The organism is Enterobacter sp. WP_7_1 (genome assembly GCF_003688535.1).
Lineage (GTDB): Bacteria > Pseudomonadota > Gammaproteobacteria > Enterobacterales > Enterobacteriaceae > Enterobacter > Enterobacter asburiae.
Window position 1 is genome coordinate 721457 of record NZ_REFK01000001.1, and the last position, 21752, is coordinate 743208.

At 54.9% G+C, this 21752-nt stretch carries 19 protein-coding genes; 10 read left to right on the top strand and 9 right to left on the bottom strand.

The window, feature by feature from the left end; all coding sequences use genetic code 11:
- Positions 1–48: 48 nt before the first annotated feature.
- The gene (gene zapC / locus BJ885_RS03495) at positions 49–591 is read left to right on the top strand and encodes a cell division protein ZapC (protein WP_023311020.1); all 543 of its coding nucleotides are present in this window, start codon (positions 49–51) and stop codon (positions 589–591) included.
- Here the strand turns inward: zapC and BJ885_RS03500 are convergent.
- Positions 588–1697: a YcbX family protein gene (locus tag BJ885_RS03500; protein WP_047648160.1), complete on the bottom strand. Its 1110-nt coding sequence runs from the start codon at positions 1695–1697 to the stop codon at positions 588–590. The two genes, zapC and BJ885_RS03500, sit on opposite strands and share 4 nt — an antisense overlap.
- Positions 1698–1795: 98 nt before the next feature.
- Here BJ885_RS03500 and rlmKL point away from each other — a divergent pair, with 98 nt between their 5' ends.
- The 6 genes from rlmKL to rmf all read left to right on the top strand — a co-directional run bounded on the left by rlmKL (position 1796) and on the right by rmf (position 9722).
- Entirely contained in the window at positions 1796–3904 is a 2109-nt protein-coding gene (rlmKL, locus tag BJ885_RS03505; RefSeq protein WP_121931195.1) for a bifunctional 23S rRNA (guanine(2069)-N(7))-methyltransferase RlmK/23S rRNA (guanine(2445)-N(2))-methyltransferase RlmL, read from the top strand.
- 12 nt (positions 3905–3916) lie between these two features.
- A complete protein-coding gene (locus BJ885_RS03510; RefSeq protein WP_121931196.1) occupies positions 3917–5824 on the top strand; it encodes an ABC transporter ATP-binding protein in 1908 nt (635 codons plus the stop codon).
- A 13-nt stretch (positions 5825–5837) separates the two neighbouring features.
- Positions 5838–7091 carry a membrane integrity-associated transporter subunit PqiA gene (pqiA, locus tag BJ885_RS03515; protein ID WP_121931197.1) on the top strand — a complete coding sequence of 418 codons (1254 nt, stop codon included), beginning with the start codon at positions 5838–5840 and terminating at the stop codon, positions 7089–7091.
- Positions 7092–7095: 4 nt separating this feature from the next.
- Positions 7096–8736, top strand: coding sequence for an intermembrane transport protein PqiB (pqiB, locus tag BJ885_RS03520; RefSeq protein WP_023311025.1), 1641 nt, complete (start codon positions 7096–7098; stop codon positions 8734–8736).
- The gene (gene pqiC / locus BJ885_RS03525; protein ID WP_121931198.1) at positions 8733–9299 is read left to right on the top strand and encodes a membrane integrity-associated transporter subunit PqiC; all 567 of its coding nucleotides are present in this window, start codon (positions 8733–8735) and stop codon (positions 9297–9299) included. Before pqiB ends, pqiC begins: the two co-directional genes overlap by 4 nt.
- 255 nt (positions 9300–9554) lie before the next feature.
- A complete protein-coding gene (rmf, locus tag BJ885_RS03530; protein WP_013097261.1) occupies positions 9555–9722 on the top strand; it encodes a ribosome modulation factor in 168 nt (55 codons plus the stop codon).
- A 72-nt stretch (positions 9723–9794) separates the two neighbouring features.
- Here rmf and fabA read toward each other — a convergent pair whose 3' ends face one another.
- Both fabA and BJ885_RS03540 read right to left on the bottom strand, forming a co-directional pair.
- Positions 9795–10313 carry a 3-hydroxyacyl-[acyl-carrier-protein] dehydratase FabA gene (gene fabA / locus BJ885_RS03535; protein WP_008499931.1) on the bottom strand — a complete coding sequence of 173 codons (519 nt, stop codon included), beginning with the start codon at positions 10311–10313 and terminating at the stop codon, positions 9795–9797.
- A gap of 68 nt (positions 10314–10381) precedes the next feature.
- Positions 10382–12142 (bottom strand): Lon protease family protein, encoded by a 1761-nt coding sequence (locus tag BJ885_RS03540; RefSeq protein ID WP_023311027.1) that lies wholly within the window; start codon positions 12140–12142, stop codon positions 10382–10384.
- A gap of 186 nt (positions 12143–12328) precedes the next feature.
- On the opposite strand from BJ885_RS03540, the gene matP reads away from it, so the two are divergent.
- A complete protein-coding gene (matP, locus tag BJ885_RS03545; protein WP_038417562.1) occupies positions 12329–12781 on the top strand; it encodes a macrodomain Ter protein MatP in 453 nt (150 codons plus the stop codon).
- A gap of 62 nt (positions 12782–12843) precedes the next feature.
- Here the strand turns inward: matP and ompA are convergent, their stop codons facing one another.
- Together ompA and sulA are read right to left on the bottom strand one after the other, a co-directional pair.
- Complete coding sequence (gene ompA, locus BJ885_RS03550; RefSeq protein ID WP_115504044.1) at positions 12844–13899, bottom strand: porin OmpA; 1056 nt, start codon at positions 13897–13899, stop codon at positions 12844–12846.
- 354 nt (positions 13900–14253) lie between these two features.
- The gene (gene sulA, locus BJ885_RS03555) at positions 14254–14763 is read right to left on the bottom strand and encodes an SOS-induced cell division inhibitor SulA (protein ID WP_038417560.1); all 510 of its coding nucleotides are present in this window, start codon (positions 14761–14763) and stop codon (positions 14254–14256) included.
- A gap of 217 nt (positions 14764–14980) precedes the next feature.
- Here sulA and BJ885_RS03560 point away from each other — a divergent pair, with 217 nt between their 5' ends.
- Positions 14981–15607 (top strand): TfoX/Sxy family DNA transformation protein, encoded by a 627-nt coding sequence (locus BJ885_RS03560; RefSeq protein WP_023311030.1) that lies wholly within the window; start codon positions 14981–14983, stop codon positions 15605–15607.
- Here the strand turns inward: BJ885_RS03560 and yccS are convergent.
- Together yccS and BJ885_RS03570 are read right to left on the bottom strand one after the other, a co-directional pair.
- Complete coding sequence (gene yccS / locus BJ885_RS03565; protein ID WP_038417559.1) at positions 15564–17726, bottom strand: YccS family putative transporter; 2163 nt, start codon at positions 17724–17726, stop codon at positions 15564–15566. The two genes, BJ885_RS03560 and yccS, sit on opposite strands and share 44 nt — an antisense overlap.
- Before the next feature lie 19 nt (positions 17727–17745).
- Complete coding sequence (locus BJ885_RS03570; RefSeq protein WP_038417558.1) at positions 17746–18192, bottom strand: YccF domain-containing protein; 447 nt, start codon at positions 18190–18192, stop codon at positions 17746–17748.
- Positions 18193–18315: 123 nt separating this feature from the next.
- Between BJ885_RS03570 and helD the strand changes: the two genes are divergently transcribed.
- The gene (helD, locus tag BJ885_RS03575) at positions 18316–20370 is read left to right on the top strand and encodes a DNA helicase IV (protein WP_121931199.1); all 2055 of its coding nucleotides are present in this window, start codon (positions 18316–18318) and stop codon (positions 20368–20370) included.
- A 58-nt stretch (positions 20371–20428) separates the two neighbouring features.
- Here helD and mgsA read toward each other — a convergent pair whose 3' ends face one another.
- Positions 20429–20887 (bottom strand): methylglyoxal synthase, encoded by a 459-nt coding sequence (gene mgsA, locus BJ885_RS03580; protein ID WP_023311034.1) that lies wholly within the window; start codon positions 20885–20887, stop codon positions 20429–20431.
- A gap of 80 nt (positions 20888–20967) precedes the next feature.
- Entirely contained in the window at positions 20968–21630 is a 663-nt protein-coding gene (locus BJ885_RS03585) for a curli synthesis inhibitor (protein ID WP_023311035.1), read from the bottom strand.
- Positions 21631–21752 lie beyond the last annotated feature (122 nt).

The following is a 21752-nucleotide window of genomic DNA, read 5'->3' on the forward strand; positions in this document are numbered from 1 at the left end:
GCAAACAGGACATTTTTAGTACAGGACGTTTGGGGACGGGAGAGACACATGCGAATTAAACCTGACGATAACTGGCGCTGGTATTTTTGCGACGAGCATGACCGAATGATGCTCGATTTAGCCAATGGCATGTTGTTTCGTTCTCGTTTTGCCCGCCGAATGTTAACCCCGGATGCATTTTCCCCGTCGGGCTTTTGCGTTGACGATGCGGCCCTTTATTTCTCCTTTGAAGAAAAATGCCGCGATCTGGTGCTATCTAAAGAGCAGCGTGCCGAGCTGGTATTAAATGCGCTGGTGGCTATCCGCTTCCTGAAACCACAAATGCCAAAAAGCTGGCATTTTCTTGCGCATGGTATGAGCTGGACCCCGGCAACGGGTGACGCGGCCAGCGTCAATCTGAGCGATACCGCAGAAGAGGTGAGCCTGCTGGTGGTTGAGCCAGGCGAAAATGCTGCACTCTGCCTGCTGGCACAGCCCGGCGTAACCATTGCCGGGCGGACGATGCAGCTTGGCGATGCCATTAAAGTGATGAACGACAGGCTGAAGCCGCAGCTGCGCGTAGATTCCTTCAGCCTTGAACAGGCGGTTTAAGCTTCCAGCTGTACGGACGTTTTCGGTATGCAGCTACAGCACAGAATTGTGCCGTCATTTCCAATTGCCGATTTTTTCAGCGCACTGACCTCTCCATCCACCAGCTTGATGCGGCAGCATCCGCAAATGCCTGCGCGACAGGAGTAGGGTACGCGAATACCTGCCTGCTCCAGTTGCTCCAGTAATACCTGCTGGTTGTTGCCACGGATGACGTTGCCCTGCCAGTGAATATCTACCGCAGAGGCGACATTCGTCACAACGTCGACCATTTCTTCTTCCTGACCTGAGCCGTACGCTTTTGCAGGCCCTCGGGCAAGAATTTCTACCTCATCACCGACGCGGATTGCGCCGCTGGAGCGCGGGATCAGGTTCTGGCCGAAATCCACATCGCCGTTGTCCTGCGCGGTGCGGAACGACTGCAGCGTCTTAAGCGGTTCGCCGGAAGGGTGCTTCTGGCCTTTCTCAGGGCTCACCGTGGTGAAAATGCAGCGGCTGCAGGGTTTTACGACATCAAAGATGACGCTACCGATGCGGATCACTTTCCAGGTGTCTTCTTCCCAGGCGTCGGCGCCCGTGACCACCAGGTTCGGACGGAACTGTTCCATCTGAACGCTGGCCTTGCAGCGGCCTTGTAAATCACGCAGCGAGGCTTCGTTAGTCAGCAGGAACGGGAAACCATCGGCGAAGGAGAGAGGAACGGCGTCATGGCGCTTCACGCGACGCGTCAGTTCAGGACCTACCCAGCGCAGCTGCACGTCGCGAGAGAAGAAACCGCTCAGCCAGCGGTTAATCTCATCCGGGGCGATGCGCGCGGTAAAATGATTGCCCCACACTTCCGTTGGCGCATCGACAGGCGCAAAATCAGCAAAGCGAATGACCGCACTGGAACCGTCCGGCGCGGTAAGGTGCAAACCGTCATGAAGCGGGGAAGGGGTAAAGCGAACCATCTGCGGGAACTGGCGTGCGGTAATGAACGTGCCGTCAGGCTCGGTGACCATAAAAATACGATCGAAGGCGAATCCGCTCATGTCGGCCAGCGCGTGAGAGACGCCGATGCCGCGCATGGATTTCACCGGATGGATAAAAAGCCTGGATAACGTCGCCACTGCACACTCCCACAAATGAAAATAAGCCTTCAACTTTATGACATACACGCCATATTAGCTATAATGCGCGACAATTTTCTAAGAGTAAAAGTGACGATATGAATTCTCTGTTTGCCAGTACGGCCCGTGGGCTGGAAGAGCTGTTAAAAACTGAACTGGAAAGCCTGGGCGCGCAAGAGTGCCAGGTGGTTCAGGGTGGTGTCCATTTTGAGGGCGACACGCGGCTTATTTACCAGAGCCTGATGTGGAGCCGTCTGGCGTCGCGCATCATGCTGCCGATGAAGGAGTGCAAGGTCTATAGCGACCTGGACCTCTATACCGGCGTACAGATGATCGACTGGACAGAGATCTTCACGCCAAACGCCACCTTTGCGGTGCATTTCAACGGCGTGAACGACGAGATCCGCAACAGCCAGTACGGTGCCCTTCGTGTAAAAGACGCCATTGTGGACTGCTTCACGCGTAAAAATAAGGAACGTCCGAACGTCGATCGCGAAAATCCGGATCTGCGTATTAACGTCTGGCTGAACGGCGACACGGCGAGTATTTCTCTCGATCTGAGCGGCGCAGGCCTGCACCTGCGCGGCTACCGCGATCGTACCGGTATGGCGCCAATTAAAGAAACGCTGGCTGCCGCCATCGTCATGCGCTCCGGCTGGCAGCCGGGCACGCCGCTGCTCGATCCGATGTGTGGTTCCGGTACGTTGCTGATTGAAGCGGCCATGCTGGCAACCGACCGCGCGCCGGGGCTGCATCGCGGCCACTGGGGCTTTAAAGGCTGGGCGCAGCACGACGAAGCGATCTGGAAAGAGGTCAAAGACGACGCGCAGACCCGCGCGCGTAAAGGTCTGGCGGAGTACACCTCCCACTTCTACGGTTCGGACAGCGACCCGCGCGTCATTGAACGCGCGCGCAGCAACGCCCGTCGCGCCGGTATCGGCGAGCTGGTCACCTTCGAGGTTAAAGACGTGGCGAACCTGACTAACCCGCTGCCAAAAGGCCCGTACGGAACCGTGATCAGCAACCCGCCATACGGCGAGCGTCTGGACAGCGAACCGGCACTGATTGCCCTGCACAGCTTGCTGGGCCGCAATATGAAGGACTACTTCGGCGGCTGGAACCTGTCTCTGTTTAGCACCTCGCCGGAGCTGCTGAGCTGCCTGCAGCTGCGTGCCGATCGCCAGTTTAAGGCGAAAAACGGCCCGCTGGACTGCGTGCAGAAAAACTACCATCTGGCGGAGAAAGCGGCGGACAGTAAGCCATCCGGCGTGGCGGAAGATTACGCCAACCGCCTGCGCAAGAACCTGAAAAAATATGAGAAGTGGGCGAAGCAGGAAGGGATTGAATGCTACCGCCTTTACGACGCCGACCTGCCGGAGTACAACGTGGCCGTTGACCGCTACGCGGACTGGGTGGTGATTCAGGAATATGCGCCACCGAAAACCATCGATGCGCAAAAAGCGCGTCAGCGCATGCTGGACGTCATTGCGGCGACCATCGCCGTGCTCGGCATCACGCCGAACAAGCTGGTGCTGAAAACCCGCGAGCGCCAAAAAGGGAAAAACCAGTACCAGAAGATGAATGAGAAGGGCGATTTTATCGAAGTGGGCGAGTACAACGCCCGCCTGTGGGTAAACCTGACCGACTATCTGGATACCGGCCTGTTCCTTGACCACCGTATCGCCCGTCGCATGCTGGGACAGATGAGCAAGGGCAAAGATTTCCTCAACCTGTTCTCCTATACCGGCAGCGCGAGCGTGCATGCGGGTCTGGGCGGCGCGCGGAGCACCACCACGGTGGATATGTCCCGCACCTATCTGGAGTGGGCGGAGCGCAACCTGCGTCTTAACGGGCTGACCGGACGTCAGCACCGACTGATGCAGGCCGACGTGCTGGGCTGGCTGCGTGATACCGACGAGCAGTTCGACCTGATCTTTATCGATCCGCCGACCTTCTCCAACTCCAAGCGTATGGAAGACAGCTTTGACGTACAGCGCGATCATCTGCGCCTGATGACCGACCTGAAGCGCCTGCTGCGCAAGGGCGGCACCATTATGTTCTCGAACAACAAACGCGGCTTCCGTATGGATCATGACGGCTTAGCAGCCCTGGGACTGAAAGCACAAGAAATCAGCCAAAAAACGCTGTCTCAGGACTTTGCCCGTAACCGTCAAATTCATAACTGCTGGTTGATTACCGCGGTCTGAAAGGAAAAATAAATGTCATTAATTAGCATGCACGGCGCGTGGCTCTCTTTTAGCGATGCGCCACTTCTCGATGATACTGAACTGCATATTGAAGACAACGAACGCGTCTGTCTTGTAGGCCGTAACGGCGCGGGTAAATCCACGCTGATGAAAATCCTCAACCGTGAACAGGGCCTGGATGACGGGCGCATTGTTTACGAACAGGATCTGATTGTTTCCCGTCTGCAGCAGGACCCTCCTCGTAACGTGGCGGGTACCGTTTATGATTTCGTTGCAGAAGGGATTTCTGAGCAGGCTGAATACCTGAAGGGCTATCACGAAATTTCACATCTGGTGATGACCGACCCAAGTGAAAAAAATCTCAATGAGATGGCACGCCTGCAGGAGCTTCTGGATCATCACGGTCTGTGGCAGCTTGAAAGCCGTATCACCGAAGTGCTGGATCAGTTAGGTCTGGATGCGGATATGGAGCTGTCGGCGCTCTCCGGCGGCTGGCTGCGTAAAGCGGCGCTTGGCCGCGCGCTGGTCAGCGGCCCGAAGGTGCTGTTGCTGGATGAACCGACCAACCACCTGGATATCGAAGCGATTGACTGGCTGGAAGGGTTCCTGAAGACCTTTAACGGTACCATTATTTTCATCTCACACGACCGTTCGTTTATCCGCAACATGGCGACGCGTATTGTCGATCTCGATCGCGGCAAGCTGGTCACCTATCCTGGCGATTACGATACCTATCTGCTGGAAAAAGAAGAAAACCTGCGCGTGGAAGAGCTGCAAAATGCGGAGTTTGACCGCAAGCTGGCACAGGAAGAGGTCTGGATCCGTCAGGGTATTAAAGCCCGCCGTACCCGTAACGAAGGCCGCGTGCGTGCACTGAAGGCGATGCGTAACGAGCGCAGCGCTCGCCGTGAAGTGATGGGAAGTGCAAAGATGCAGGTCGAAGAGGCATCCCGCTCCGGTAAGATTGTCTTTGAAATGGAAAATGTCGATTACCAGGTCGATGGAAAAGTTCTGGTGAAAGACTTCTCCGCTCAGGTGCAGCGTGGCGATAAAATTGCCCTCATTGGCCCGAACGGCTGTGGTAAAACCACGCTGCTCAAGCTGATGCTCGGTCAGCTGCAGGCTGATAGCGGCCGTGTTCACTGCGGGACTAAGCTGGAAGTGGCCTATTTTGACCAGCACCGTGCGGAGTTGGATCCGGACCGCACGGTGATGGACAACCTCGCCGAAGGCAAGCAAGAGGTGATGGTAAACGGCAAGCCGCGCCACGTGCTGGGCTATCTGCAGGACTTCCTGTTCCATCCGAAACGCGCGATGACACCTGTGCGTGCGTTATCTGGCGGAGAGCGTAATCGTCTGCTGCTGGCGCGTCTGTTCCTGAAACCAAGTAACCTGTTGATTCTCGATGAACCAACGAACGACCTGGATGTCGAAACGCTGGAATTACTCGAAGAACTGATTGACGGTTATCAGGGGACCGTGATGCTGGTTAGCCACGATCGTCAGTTTGTGGATAACACCGTAACCGAGTGCTGGATCTTCGAAGGTGAAGGGCGAATTGGACAATACGTAGGCGGTTATCACGATGCAAAAGGACAGCAATCGCAGTCTCTGGCGCAGAAACAGTCAAAGTCCAAAATAAGTTCAGAACCTGCTGTAACAAAAGCAGAAACTGTCAAGAAAACCTCGGCTAAACTAAGCTATAACCTGCAGCGCGAACTGGAGGGGCTACCGCAGCGTCTTGAAGAGCTGGAGGCCGCGCTTGAGGATCTGCAAAAACAGGTTGCTGATGCGTCATTCTTTAGCCAATCGCATGACTATACTCAGAAAGTACTGGCTGAACTGTCCGCGGCTGAAAAAGCCCTGGAAGAAGCATTTGAGCGCTGGGAGTACCTTGAGTCTCTGAAAAACGGCGCATAAACAGGGATAACATATGTGTGACCAGCACCATGCCGACAGGCATATTTTATGCTCGCAATGCGATATGCTCGTGGCGTTGCCAGAGCTTGGTCACGGACATAAAACCCTGTGTCCACGTTGCGGCGCAACGTTGACAACAGAGTGGGACGCGCCGCGGCAGCGTCCCACTGCTTACGCTCTTGCAGCGCTGTTCATGCTGCTGCTCTCCAACCTCTTCCCCTTCATCTATATGAAGGTGGGGGGGATAACCAGCCAGGTGGATTTGCTTGAAATCCCGGGCGTGATGTTCTCGGAAGATTACGCCAGCCTCGGCACCTTTTTTCTCCTGTTTGTCCAGATAGTCCCGGCTTTTTGCCTGGTCGTTATCCTTTTGCTGGTCAACCGCGTCAGGATGCCCTCATCACTGAAAATCCGGCTTGCGCGTATCCTTTTTCAGCTCAAAAGCTGGGGCATGGCCGAGATCTTTCTGGCGGGCATTCTGGTCAGTTTCGTGAAGCTCATGGCGTACGGCGACGTGGGGATCGGCAGCAGCTTTATTCCGTGGTGCCTGTACTGCGTCCTGCAGCTGCGCGCGTTCCAGTGCGTGGACAGGCGCTGGGCGTGGGATGATATCGCCCCGGCACCGACGCTTGCGCAGACGGTAAAAGTCGGCGTGCCCGGTATTCGTCAGGGGCTGCGTTCCTGCCCATGCTGTACCGCCGTGCTGCCCGCCGATCTCGACGTTTGTCCGCGCTGCGAAACGAAAGGTCACGTACGCCGTAAAAATAGCCTGCAGTGGACGATGGCGCTGCTGGTCACCTCCATCATGCTGTATCTGCCTGCCAATATTCTACCGATCATGATCACCGATTTGCTCGGCGACAAAATGCCCTCGACGATCCTGGCCGGGGTGATACTGCTGTGGGGCGAAGGTTCCTATCCTGTCGCCGGCGTGATCTTTATCGCCAGTATTATGGTGCCAACCTTAAAAATGATCGCCATCGCCTGGCTCTGTTGGGATGCGAAGGGGCATGGAAAACGCGACAGCGAACGCATGCACCTGATTTATGAAGTGGTCGAGTTTGTCGGACGCTGGTCAATGATTGACGTGTTTGTCATCGCCGTTCTCTCTGCACTGGTGCGGATGGGCGGTTTGATGAGTATTTATCCCGCGATGGGGGCTTTAATGTTTGCACTGGTCGTGATTATGACCATGTTTGCGGCCATGACCTTCGACCCTCGTTTATCGTGGGATCGTGAGCCTGAATCAAGCCATGAGGAAGAGTAAGAGCATGGAAAATAAGAGTGGAGAGGCGAAAGTGCAGAAGGTCAAAAACTGGTCGCCGGTGTGGATTTTCCCCATCGTGACCGCGCTGATCGGTGCATGGATCCTGTTTTATCATTACAGCCATCAGGGACCGGAAGTCACGCTGATAACCACCAATGCCGAGGGGATTGAGGGCGGTAAAACGACCATCAAAAGCCGTAGCGTGGACGTGGGCGTGGTCGAAAGCGCAACCCTGACCGACGATTTAACCCATGTGGAAATTAAGGCGCGCCTTAATGCCGGCATGGAAAAACTGCTGCATGGCGATTCCGTTTTCTGGGTCGTTAAACCGCAGGTGGGACGTGAAGGGATCAGCGGATTAGGGACGCTGCTCTCCGGGGCCTATATTGAACTGCAGCCCGGCACGAAGGGTAGCCAGCCGGGAAAATACCAGCTTCTGGATTCACCGCCGCTTGCGCCGCCTGATGCCAAGGGTATCCGCGTGATCCTCGACAGCAAAAAAGCGGGCCAGCTCACGGCGGGCGATCCGGTACTGTTCCGCGGCTACCGCGTCGGTTCCGTTGAAACCAGCACCTTCGATGCGCAAAAGCGTACCATTAGCTATCAGCTTTTCATCAATGCGCCAAACGATCGACTGGTGACCAGCAACGTTCGCTTCTGGAAGGACAGCGGGATCGCGGTCGATCTTACGTCGGCGGGGATGCGCGTAGAGATGGGATCATTAACCACGCTGTTTGGCGGCGGGGTGAGCTTTGATGTACCGGAAGGGCAGGATCTCGGGCAGCCGGTTGCGGAGAAAACGGCGTTCAGACTCTTTGACGATCAGCGAAGCATTCAGGACGCGCTCTATACCGATCACATTGACTTCCTGATGTTCTTTAAAGACTCCGTTCGCGGCCTGCAGCCGGGCGCGCCCGTTGAGTTCCGCGGTATTCGTCTTGGTACGGTTGGACAAGTTCCGTTCTTTGTCCCGGGCCTGAGCCAGATGCTGGACGATGATTATCGTATTCCGGTACTGATCCGCATCGAGCCGGAGCGTCTGCTGAACCAGATTGGCGAAAACCAGGATATCGCGGCGCATATTAACGAACTGATGAACCGTGGTCTGCGCGGGTCGCTGAAAACGGGTAACCTGGTGACGGGGGCGCTGTATGTGGATATGGACTTCTACCCGAAAGCACCGCCGATTACCGGTATTCGTGAATTCGGTGGCTACAAGATCATCCCAACGGTGAGCAGCGGGCTGGCTCAGATCCAGCAGCGCCTGATGGAGACGCTGGATAAGATCAACAATCTGCCACTGAATCCGATGATTGAAGCGGCGACGAACTCTCTGAGCGAAAGCCAGGCAACGATGCGTCGTCTGCAAACCACGCTGGATAACATCAACAAGATCACGGCGAGCCAGAGCATGCAGCAGCTGCCGCAGGATATGCAGAAAACGCTGCGTGAGCTGAACCGCAGTATGCAGGGCTTCCAGCCGGGTTCAGCGGCCTACAACAAGATGGTGGCAGATATGCAGCGTCTTGATCAGGTCTTGCGTGAACTGCAGCCGGTGCTGAAAACGCTCAACGAGAAGAGCAACGCGCTGGTGTTCGAAGCGAAAGATAAAAAGGATCCTGAGCCGAAGAGGGCAAAAGAATGAAAAAGTGGCTATTGATGGTTGGCGCTCTGCTGTTAACGGCGTGCAGTTCAGGGGTAGATAATAAAAGCTACTATCAGCTGCCTGTGGCTACCCACAGCGGTGGGCAAAGCACGACCAGCCAGGGAAGCCGCCAGCTGTGGGTTGAGCAGATTGCCGTGCCGGATTATCTGGCAGGAAACGGCGTGGTCTATCAGACCAGCGACGTTAAATATGTGATTGCGACGAACAACCTGTGGGCCAGCCCGCTGGATCAGCAGCTGCGCAACACGCTGGTGGCCAATCTGGGCAGTCAGCTTCCGGGCTGGGTTGTTGCGTCGCAGCCGCTGGGTAACGACCAGGATACGCTTAACGTCACGGTAACGGGCTTCCACGGCCGTTATGACGGTGCGGTGGTGATTAGCGGGGAGTGGTTGCTGAACCATCAGGGGCAGCTGATTAAGCGTCCTTTCCATCTGGAGCTGAAGCAGCAGAAAGATGGCTATGACGAAATGGTGAAAGTTCTGGCTCAGGGTTGGGCACAGGAGTCGGCCAGCATCGCGAGAGAAATTTCCCGGCTGCCATAAGTAAAATTCATCATCAAAAACCGCAGTTGGCCTGTTGCTGATTGCGGTTTTTTTTCGTTTTCAGTTCAGTTTGTTACTTGTGCCACGTCACAATTTTTGTACAAATGAACTTCCAGCTAGCTCACAAATATGACACCCGTATGAATTTTGAACATTGACGATGCGACTAATTCGGGGTATTCGTTATCTGTGCCTGTGCATTTAGTTCAGACACTGTTTTCTTTCCACCAGACAAAAGAATGAGGGAAACGAGGCATGAAGAGACAGAAACGAGATCGCCTGGAACGGGCTCATCAACGTGGTTATCAGGCCGGCATCGCTGGACGTTCTAAAGAAATGTGTCCTTATCAGACGATAAATCAAAGGTCACAATGGCTTGGAGGCTGGCGAGAAGCCATCGGCGACAGGGCACTCATAGCCTGATAACGTCTCTTTCAAAAAAGAAACCTCCGCAATGCGGAGGTTTCGCCTTTCTGGGGGGTGCCAAAAGCACGATCAGAAAGCTGAAGTATCCTGGAACAGGCCAACTTTCAGGTCGCTTGCGCTATAGATCAGACGACCGTCGACCAGCACTTCGCCATCTGCCAGGCCCATAATCAGGCGGCGGTTAACGATGCGCTTGAAGTGAATACGATAGGTCACTTTCTTCGCCGTAGGCAGTACCTGGCCAGTAAATTTTACTTCGCCCACGCCCAGCGCGCGGCCTTTACCTTCGCCGCCCAGCCAGCCCAGATAGAAGCCAACCAGCTGCCACATGGCATCCAGGCCCAGACAGCCAGGCATTACCGGATCGCCAATAAAGTGGCAACCGAAGAACCACAGGTCCGGGTTGATATCGAGTTCTGCTTCTACGTAACCCTTATCAAAGTTGCCGCCGGTTTCGGTCATTTTCACGACACGGTCCATCATCAGCATGTTCGGGGCCGGTAACTGTGGGCCTTTAGCGCCAAACAGTTCACCGCGACCAGAGGCAAGAAGATCTTCTTTTGTATAGGATTCGCGTTTATCTACCATGTTCTCAGTAAGCCTTATTTTAGTGAAGGACGCAGGATAGCTAACACGTGTACGCTGAACAAGTCCGATCAGTTCGAACTAAACCAGCCCAGCCAGCGTAACGGCCATGGATAACGATGGCGAGCATCCTGCTGTGTCGCCTGAGCTATGCGCTCCTGGATAGTCTGCATCAGGGTAGTTTGCCCTTCGCCATCCCAAACCAGATTTGTCAGTAAGGGTAGCGCATCCTCAATCCCTTCGATGGCCCAGATGGCGAATTGCTCTTGCTCAACCGCATCCAGAATATCCTGACTGAGGCTCAAATGGCGCGCGTTGGGAGCAGGAATAATCACACCCTGTTTGCCGTTTAAACCGCGCTGCTGACAGATAGAGAAGAAGCCTTCAATTTTTTCGTTGAGGCCTCCCACTGGCTGTGCACGACCGAACTGATCCACCGAACCGGTGATCGCGATGTTCTGATTGATGGGCACTTCCGCCAGGGCGCTGATTAAGGCGCACAGCTCGGCCATAGAGGCGCTATCGCCATCTACTTCGCTGTAGGACTGCTCAAACGTCAGCGAGGCGGAGAAGGGGATCTGTTGCTCAAGCTGCAACTCTGACATCAAAAACGCCTGCATGATCATCATGCCTTTCGCGTGAATGTTGCCGCCCAGCTCTGCTTTTCGTTCAATATCGGTGAACTCGCCATCGCCAATGTGCACAACGCAGCTGATACGGGACGGTTCCCCGAATGCGCGCGGATGGCCAGGAAATTCAATCACCGACAGGGCGTTGATCTGCCCGACGCGTTCGCCTTCGGTTTCCACCAGAATTTGTTCCAGCAGAATTTCATCCTGCATACGGTCGGCAAGATAGCCTTCTCGCCACTCACGCTGAGCCAGCATCTGAGTGAGCTGTTCGCCGGTGAACGCCCCGTTACCGCTGATCACACCCACTTCACGCAGCTGTTTGCCGATCCAGAGCGGGCAAAGCGGCAGCGTTTCCTGGTCACCGGTGTAACGTACCGCTTCACGGATTAAGCCCGGCCACGCGTCAGCCGCAGGGGTTGGCAGCGCAAAACGTTCAGCAACGGCCATAACCCACTGGCACCACTGCGCCATATCGTCGGCGTCAGCAATCTGGGTGTTGTCTTCGTATTCGCTATACACCGCCTGCTCAGCGAGTTCTGGCTCCATTTCCTGGAAGTCCGCCAGCGATTCACGGTCGCCCGTCAGCACGACGGTCAGCGACAGCGGCATAGACGGAACAGAGACAGGCAGAGGACGAGACTCATCGTAGCCGACCCAGTCGAAACGCTGCTGGTGGACGATGGTTTTCAGACGCATCCACAGCAGCGGCTGCGAGAGCAGGGTACGCAGTGAGATGATGAGAACACCGCCATTTGCGCGATGTACCAGCCCCGGCTGCAGCGAAAGTTCGCCATTAAACTGGCGCAGACAACCAAAGAGTTGTTCCGCCTCGACCCAGTTAGCGGTAATCACTTCGCCCTTAGCGGCAAAACGGCCATCGGCCTGCGCCGCCGGTTCGAAAGTGACATCATGTCCCGCAATACGATACTGGCCGCCAAAAACTGCGTTCGCTTCCGGCTTCAGCTGGCGCACGGCATCACCGAGCAGCGTCAGGTATTCCGCTTCTTCCGGGGCCTTGAGCAGCATGAAGGGCGCTGTTGCCCATGGGCTTAACACCTGCTCCAGCGCATAATGCAAACGAGGCTGCGTATCGCTAAGGATGAATTCGTGTTCTTTTGCGAGTTCGGGCTGTGCAAACAGTTCCTGGTAACTTTCGGTATCCGGAACAAGGTCACGCCATGCAAGTTTCGTAATGGTCAAAGTTGATGTTTTTTAGTCAGATGTAAAAGCGTGGAGTATACCGTAAGCGGGGGGCTGTACCCAAGCAGGATTGGGGATTTCGACAGGGCGATTGGATGCATTCACTCGCAGGATATGATTTCTTTTCAGCAGATTGCTAAAAAACTGATATTCTGAACAGAGTTACGTGGTAACACTGAGATCGCAATGAAATATCAACAACTGGAAAATCTCGAAAGCGGCTGGAAATGGAAGTACCTGGTCAAAAAGCACCGTGAAGGGGAGCTGATCACCTGCTACGTCGAAGCCAGCGCTGCGCAAGAAGCCGTGGATATTTTGCTGACCCTCGAAAATGAACCGGTACAGGTTAACAGCTGGATTGAGAAACACATCAATCCCGCGTTGTTAAACCGGATGAAGCAAACTATCCGCGCGCGACGCAAACGGCATTTTAATGCTGAGCATCAGCACACTCGCAAAAAATCAATCGACCTGGAGTTCGTTGTCTGGCAACGCCTGGCTGGTCTGGCACAACGACGGGGCAAAACGCTTTCGGAAACCATCGTGCAGCTGATTGAGGATGCCGAACATAAAGAGAAGTACGCCAACCAGATGTCGACGCTGAAGAACGACCTTCAGGCTCTGTTGGGTAAAAAATAGATTTTTTTTTCTTCAGACAATAAAAAACCCCGCATGGCGGGGTTTTTTTATAAGACGATAACTTATGCCGCTGGCTGAGTTACAACGTCTTTGATGCCTTTAACTTCGATCTCTACGCGACGATCTGGAGCCAGGCAGTCGATCAGTGCAGCGCGAGCTTTCACGTTGTCACAGGTGTTGCCAGTAACTGGGTTAGATTCGCCCATACCACGTGGGGAGATCTTGTTAGCTGGGATACCTTTAGAGATCAGGTAATCAACAACAGACTGAGCACGTTTCTCAGACAGTTTCTGGTTGTAAGCGTCAGAACCGATACGGTCGGTGAAGCCCAGAACCACTACGGAACCGTCTTTAGGATCCAGGTTGCTCAGCTGAGAGTACAGCTGATCCAGTGCCTGCTGGCCTTCTGGTTTCAGAGTCGCTTTGTTGAAGTTGAACAGAACGTCAGACTTCAGAGTGAAGTGCTTGGTCTGTACTTCTGGAGCTGGAGCCGGCGCTGGAGCAACAACTGGAGCTGCTTCTTCCTGCTGGCCGAAACGGTAGGAAACACCTACGCTCAGCATGCCGTTGTCTGGACGAACACCAACGGTGTTGCCGTCGCCGATGTTGTTAACCCACTGGTATTCCAGACGGGTAGCGATGTCACGGGTCATAGCCCACTCAACGCCACCAGCGAATACTGGGGAAACACCGGTGTCATGGTTGTCACCAGAGATGTTATTGCTGGAATCTGCGCGCCATACCATGCCGCCCAGACGGGTGTACACGTCCAGATCGTCAGTGATTGGGTAGCCCAGTTTAGCGGTCAGCTGAACGCCCTGTGCTTTGAAAGCGCCGTTGATGGTGTCGCCTTTGTATGGCATACGACCTAACCAGTCGTAACCCATTTCAAAACCAACATACGGGTTAACCTGATAGCCACCGAACGCACCTGCACCAAGCTGGCTCTCGTGAGTTGGGCCATCATTGTTCAGGCTGCTGTTGTACCAGCCGGTGTCATGGAACTGAGACCAGCCCAGTTTACCACCTGCATACCAGGTATTATCTTTCGGAGCGGCCTGCGCTACGGTAGCGAAGCCAGCCAGTGCCACTGCAATCGCGATAGCTGTCTTTTTCATTTTTTGCGCCTCGTTATCATCCAAAATTCGCCATGAAAGTCTCAGGAGAGAATCACGGTTAAATCCTTCACCGGGGGGCGTGGTCAAATATAAATCTACCGATATCTTCGGCTTAGGCCGAGCACCCCTGGCGATGTAAAGTCTACAACGTAGCTGAAAACTTACAAGTGTGAAGTCCGTCAGGCATATGAAAAAAAAAGTTCCGTATACCGATTATTTAACATTTTTCGAACGAATTTTGTGCAATAAAATTAAGGAGAACCGCACCAGACAAGCCTTGCCGCGATTTTCAGGCCAGGAACTTTAATGCCATCTTGTGGTCAAAAAAAATTCCAGGAAAAATCTTAATTTCACTCAATGATATAAATTTGAGTGAATTTTTAGCCCAGAAAGTTGTCCTCTGCGGTAAGAATCCGATCGAACCGGACGCATAATGAACCCGATCGCACTTCCTTCTTCGGCTGCTTCAGTCAGACGGAAATGTTCCTCTTCCGTCAATTCTTCTGGTAACCATCCAATCACCACGCTGTAATTTCCGGTGCGTAACGCGCGGATCATCGACTCAACGGTATCGCACGGCGGGAGCTGATTAATTTGCATGACCTTGGTAAGCGGAAGGCCTGCGGACTGAACCCACTCACGGCTCAGTTTTTGCTGAGGCGTGAGCCAAAGCTGCCAGCGCGATTGCTGACCAAGCTGTTGTAATAACGGCAACAACAGAAGTTGCGTCAACAGGGGCTGGTCTTCACGATAAACCACTTCACTGATTAGCCCCGTGGAAACACGCTCGACGGAATTCTGCGCGACATTGCCTGCGGTAGAAGAGAGAGAGGTTGAGCGATTTGCATAGCCTGAAGTGTGCATATTCATTCCAGCCCTGTAGTTACTGTATGGATATACAGTAACCCCTGTATGCATAAAGATCAACCTCATTTTCGGAAAGCGACTCGCAAAATTCATTCAATGTTGATGTCCCTCGAAAAATCATCTTGCTCATCGGCGATAAGTTGCCTATTTTCCTGCTAACGGATCCGCTAGTAAGAATTTTCGCTGTTACTTTATGATTTTGAAGGGAAATATCATGAAAAAGATATCTTATGAACGGATTTATAAATCTCAGGAATACCTCTCCCCGTTGGGCGAGATTCATCACCGCGCGCTGTTTGGAGGCTATACCCTGGCGGTGGATGATGCGGTTTTTGCCATGGTGTCAGACGGCGAGCTTTATCTCCGCGCCTGTGAGGAGAGTGCGAAATACTGTGTAAAAAATGCCTCATCTTTTTTGACGTTGATGAAGCGAGGCCGCCCGGTGCTGCTCAACTATTATCGTGTGGATGACGGATTATGGCAGGACAGGGAGCGGTTGCTTCAGCTCTCCTCGTTTGCGCTCAGTGCGGCAAGAAAAGAACGCTATCAGCGCCATCAACGAAACCGACTTAAGGATCTGCCAAACCTGACCTTTCAGCTTGAGGTTTTGCTGTTTGAAGCTGGCATTACCAATGAGGAAACGCTGCGGGCGCTGGGTGCAAGAGCGAGCTGGCTAAAGATGCGGGCAAAAAACAAAGCGCTCAGTATTAAAGTTCTCTTCGCGCTGGAAGGGGCTATCGAGGGGCTGCATGAGGCGGCACTCCCGGCAGGCATTCGCCGGGAGCTAACGGAGTGGTTTAATGCGCTGCCTGAGCCACAGGAGAATCACTCCTCCAGGTAGCGATTTGCTGTTGCAGCCGGCAAATTTCAGGCAGCAGAGCGATAAGCAGGCCTATCTGCTGAAGTACCAGCGGCGCTTTGCTGTCGTTTCCAGGATCAAGATGCGCAATGCGTTGAGCCAGTTCATTCAGCGCCTGTTGAACGCGCGGCTCATCGGCTGGTCGGTGATGAAGCGCGTCATCGACATAACAGACGGCGTCATCAAGCAGGTTGAGAATGCCCGGGTTGGTGAGTTTCTCACGGTGGGCACCGAGCGTCGAAATATAGCTGGTGAACGTATGGTTGAGGCAGAGCAGGCGGAACGCAGTCTCACGAATCTCCGCCGTGGCGCGAGGCTCCGTTGACATGTTTGAGACAACGGAGGCCAGTTCAGCGTCACTGTTATGCGCGTCGCGACGGGCTATCCGGTAAGCCAGGCGGTTATCACGCCCCTGGTGGTACTGCTCCAGTATTGCGTCAAGGTATCTGCAGTTGGCGTTCATCGCCCTGTCCACCACGCGCGGCAAATTGCGGAAACGCCAGTCCGGCCAGATAAAGCTGACCGCGGCCCAGGCAATCGCACAGCCAATCAGGGTATCGATCACGCGGGGCAGTGCAACTTCAAACCCTTCACCCAGCAAGTTAAAGCAGAGCAGCACCAGCAGCGTAATGAACATGGTGGCGTGGGCATACTGCACGTTGCGAAATGCGAAGAACAACACGCCGGTGATCACGATCAGAATCAATTGACCTTCAACGGAGGGCACGAAATAGAGCACCGGAAGGCCGATCGCGACGCCGACCAGCGTGCCGATAATACGCAGCGCAAGACGGTGTCGGGTGGCGTTATAGTTCGGCTGGCAGACGAACAGGCTGGTCAGCAGGATCCAGTAGCCGTGGTGCAGCCCGGTTATCTGGATAAAGGCATACCCCACGCACAGCACCAGCGACATTCTCACCGCGTGACGAAAGAGAGCCGACTCTGGCGTAAAGTTACGGCTCAGCCGTAGCCACATATCGCTAACGCTGTGCACGCTGTCATCAGCAAGCTGATTTTCCACCTCACTGCCCGGCAGCGCCATCGCCTGTTCGGACTCAATTGTTGCCAGCTGAGCATCAATTGCCCGCAGGTTGTTCAGCAGAAAGCCCAGCGCTTTGATGTGCTCCGGTGACGTTCCGCTGGCCTGAACGCGGTCGAGCGCCGCATCAAGATGGCTGAATACGCGTTCAAAGCGGGGGTCATGCTGATAGGGCGTACGCAGCAGAATGGAGCGCGAGAGCTGCTGGCAGGCCTGGGACTGCATGGACAGCAGGCGCTGGAAGCGGAACATCACGTCGCTGTAGCGGAACTTCTCGCGCAGGGCAGCATACTGAACGTGCGAGGAACTGGCGCGTTCATGGATGTCCTGAGCGGCAAAATAGTAGTGTAAGGTCCTTCGCGTTCCGCGCTGACCGCGATCGCCGCGCAGACGGGTAAGCAGAGAGGCTTTTGTCTGGTTAAGGGTGGCGACCAGCTGGCCGTTTGCCAGCGCCAGATCGTAGAGCGGAGCCTGGCTTTCTTCCTCGATATCCGGGTCGAACAGCCGGGATTTCAGTTCCAGATAGTGGGCTAGCTGCTCAAAGCTGCGGGCAAGGTTATCCTGCAAAGGGCGAACCGGGAAGATCAGATGACCGGTTAGCGTCAGCAGGTTATACCAGATGGCGCCCAGCAGAAGGAGAACCGGCTGCTGGTACCACTGGTCGTACAGGGAAACGCCCAGCATGGTGTAGATGGCGATCAGCAATGCACCAAAAGCGATGGTGGCATAGCGCTGTCCAAGGCCGCCCAGCAAAATAAACCCGCTGGTTGAGAGCGTAAGGCCCAGGGCAAACAGCCAGGGCCACGGGAAAAGCAGCTCAACGGACGCTGACGCAATGAAAAAGCAGACAAGCGTAATGACCAGGTTACGTAAACGCCCGGCCAGACGATCGTCCAGGTCCGCCAGCGCCCCGGCCACCACCCCCAGCGTGAGCGGAATGGTGAGCTTGACATCATTCAGCCACCAGGGCAGGGCAACCGTGCCGCAAAGCGCGATAAATATCCTGACGTTGTATAGCCAGGTGCTGTTCCAGGTATAACGGCGAAGCAGTGGGCTTAGCATAAACGCGGCCGGTCCTTATTTACTGAAAACGACGACGAGCGTTTGCTTCACGCGCCGCCTGGGCCACTTCTACCGGAACAACCCTGCGACCGACGGGCCAAAGGGCGATGGCGGCGATCTTAAAGTTCGCTATCCCCACCGGAATACCAATAATCGTGATGCACTGTGCAATACCGGCAAAAATATGCATGATGCACAGCCACCAGCCGAAGAAAATCAGCCACAGAATGTTCAGCAGGGTTCCGCCCGTATTCATCAGGGCGTTTTTGCTCTCCGGATTCAGCTCGTTAACGTGGATGGCTTCATTCCCATAGGGAATTAAGGAGAGCTTTGTGATTTCCCAGCAGGAACGGGTCAGGGGAAGCGTGAAAATCAGGACAATGCTCACCAGCGTGGCAAAAAGCCAGGAAAGGGTGGTGGCAAAACCGCCCAGCACAAAATTCAACACATTCAGAACGGTACGCATAAACCCTCACTTCCTTTCGATAAAATTAACGCCCAATGATTGTAACGTTTTTTTAGGCTGGAGCACCTTAAAACTGGCAGTTAAACTGTCAGGTAAATTATCTCTTCGTGGATTTGGCGGAACATGGAACTGAAAGCAACCTCGTTAGGCAAACGCCTGGCGCAACACCCTTACGACAGGGTGGTTCTCCTTAATGCCGGGGTGAAAGTCTCCGGGGAACGCCACGAATACCTTATTCCGTTTAATCAGCTTCTGGCTATCCACTGCAAACGCGGGCTGGTGTGGGGCGAGCTGGAGTTCGTACTGCCTGACGATAAAGTCGTGCGTCTTCACGGCACCGAGTGGGCTGAAACCCAGCGTTTCCATCATCACCTGAACGCGCTCTGGCAGCAGTGGAGCCAGGATATGAGCGTGATTGCTGCCCAGGTGCTCCAGCAGGTGCTGGACGATATCGCTCAGAGCAACGCGCAACACGCGTGGCTGACCCGTCAGCAGACCGCCGGGCTGCAGCAAAAGATCCGACAGGCACTCTCGGCGCTGCCGCTCTCCGTGACGCGTCTCGACGAGTTTGACAACTGTCGCGACGCCTGGCACCAGTGTCAGGCCTGGCTGAATGATAAGGATAAAAGCCGTCTCGCCCATAACCAGGCCTGGACGGACGCCATGCTCACCCAATACGCCGACTTTTTTAGTACGGTGGAATCTTCACCGCTCAATCCGGCCCAGGCGCGCGCGGTGGTCAACGGCGAGCAGTCGCTGCTGGTGCTGGCGGGGGCCGGTAGCGGTAAAACGTCGGTGCTGGTGGCGCGTGCTGGCTGGCTGCTGACGACCGGAGAAGCGGTCGCCGATCAAATTCTGCTTCTGGCCTTTGGCCGCAGGGCTGCCCAGGAGATGGACGAACGTATCCAGGAGCGCCTGCATACCCGGGACATCACGGCCAGAACCTTCCATGCCCTTGCGCTGCATATTATTCAGCAGGGCAGTAAAAAAGTGCCTTCCATCAGTAAGCTGGAAAACGACGCGCAGGCGCGTCAGGCGCTGTTCATCAAAACGTGGCGCCAGCAGTGCAGAGAGAAAAAGGCGCAGGCGAAAGGGTGGCGTCAGTGGCTGGAGGAGGAGCTCAGCTGGGAGGTGCCAGAGGGCAGCTTCTGGCAGGACGATAAGCTGGCGCGTCGTCTGGGTTCGCGACTTGACCGCTGGGTCAGCCTGATGCGAATGCACGGTGGAACGCAGGCAGAGATGATTGAAAGCGCGCCTGAGGCGATCCGCGATCTGTTTTCGAAGCGGGTCAAGTTGATGGCTCCGCTGCTGAAAGCCTGGAAAACCGCGCTGAAAGAGGAAAATGCCGTCGATTTCTCCGGTCTGATCCATCAGGCCATCATCATTCTTGAGAAGGGTCGTTTTGTCAGCCCGTGGAAACATATTCTGGTGGATGAGTTCCAGGACATCTCGCCGCAGCGTGCTGCACTGCTCTCGGCGCTTCGGGCGCAAAATAAACATACGTCGCTGTTTGCGGTGGGGGACGACTGGCAGGCCATCTATCGCTTCAGCGGGGCGCAGCTCTCCCTGACGACCGCGTTCCACCACTATTTTGGCGAAGGGGATCGCAGCGATCTGGACACCACCTACCGCTTCAATTCACGCATTGGTGAGATCGCCAACCGCTTTATCCAGCAGAACCCGCATCAGCTGGCCAAGCCGCTCAACAGCCTGCGCCCAGGGGATAAAAAAGCCGTCACCCTGCTGGCGGATGACCAGCTGGAGCCGCTGCTGGACAAGCTCAGCGGCTATGCAAAGCATGATGAACGTATTCTGGTGCTGGCCCGCTACCATCACCTTAAGCCCGCGGCGCTGGAAAAAGCCGCCACCCGCTGGCCGAAACTGCAGCTTGAATTTATGACCATTCACGCGAGCAAAGGGCAGCAGGCCGATTATGTGATTGTGGTGGGGCTGAAAGAGGGGAGCGACGGTTTCCCGGCCCCGGCCCGCGAGTCGGTGATGGAAGAGGCCCTGCTTCCGGTGCCGGAAGACTTCCCGGATGCTGAAGAGCGGCGTTTGCTGTATGTGGCCCTCACCCGCGCGCGGCATCGCGTGTGGCTGCTGTTTAATAAAGAGGAGCCATCCGTGTTTGTCGATATCCTGAAGAGTATTGATGTGCCGGTAGCGCGTAAACCATAAAGATGTCAGGCAAGATTTTCAAGGCCGGGTAAGGCGTAGCCGCCACCCGGCAAAAAAGCTACTTCAGTCTGTCGGAAAGATAACGCTGATAGTCCGGAATAAGGATATCAACCGGCGAGTTAAACTGCGGCGATTCGATGATGAAATCCGCCGTCGACAGGTTCGTCGCCACCGGAATATTCCACACCGTCGCCAGGCGCAGCAGCGCTTTGACATCCGGATCGTGCGGAACCGCGTTCAGCGGGTCCCAGAAGAAGATCAGCACATCAATTTTCCCTTCGGAAATCTGCGCGCCGACCTGCTGATCGCCGCCCATCGGACCGCTCAGCATGGCATTCACCTGCAGACCCGTTTCGCGCTGGATCAGGTTACCGGTGGTGCCTGTCGCCGACAGGGCGTGCTTTTCCAGCGAAGACTGATGGCGGCGAACCCAGTTAAGCAGCATTTGTTTACAGTGATCGTGCGCCACAAGAGCAATGTGTTTGCGCTCAGGCAGCGTGCGTGTTGTCAATTCCATAATCATATCCATCAGGTTAACTGACTACACGATGACGGGAACCGTCTGACGCTGCAAGAGAAAGGCGTAAAAAATGTGGCTTATGATGAAGGTTGTTGTTTTGCCCACTGTAAAAATCGGGCCCGCGTGTCAGGATCGGCCTGTTGGAACCAGAATTTAAGGCGCTGTTCCGTCAGGGTCTGGGACTGGGGAGGAATAACGTCCAGTTCAGAGACGCCGGATAAAAGCGTACTGTCGTCCGCCATCATGGTGGCAAACTGCGGAAGCGAGGCGCGTTTTCCCGCTTTATTATAGGTCTGGGTCGCAGCCTCGTAATCCGGGCCTTTCGGTGAGGTGGTTAACGCCAGAATATCCAGCTTCACCGGAATCGGCATCGCATCCCCGTCCAGCAGTTCAACGCGGGGTGACGCGTCGAAGGCCGCAGATTCCTTCTCCGTTTCAAGGCGAGGCAGGGTGATATTCACCTGACTGATTTGTCGGGTATTAAAGCTGACGATCAGCGGCGGGGAGATGTACATCCGTTGCTCGTGATTAGCCAGACCGATCGGCTTTTCTACCCGGAAGACCAGTTGATGCGGCCCGTTATCTAACTCGATGCTGTCTGCACCGCGCAATAACGAGCTGGAGACCTTTTTTCCGTCCAGTACAAGGAGATCAATGTCGGTAGAGAGCCGGAGCGTGGTAGCAAAAACGCAGACCGGCATCACTAACGCAATCAGAGCAGTGGCAATACCGGTTTTCATAGAAGGCTCCCGTCAGAAATCCTGTCGCCGCATTAATGTATCTAAATTTTTCGAGAATCACGTTTACTAACATATAGACATATTTCGCCGTTTTGCCCTCATGCATCTGTATGGGATGGATG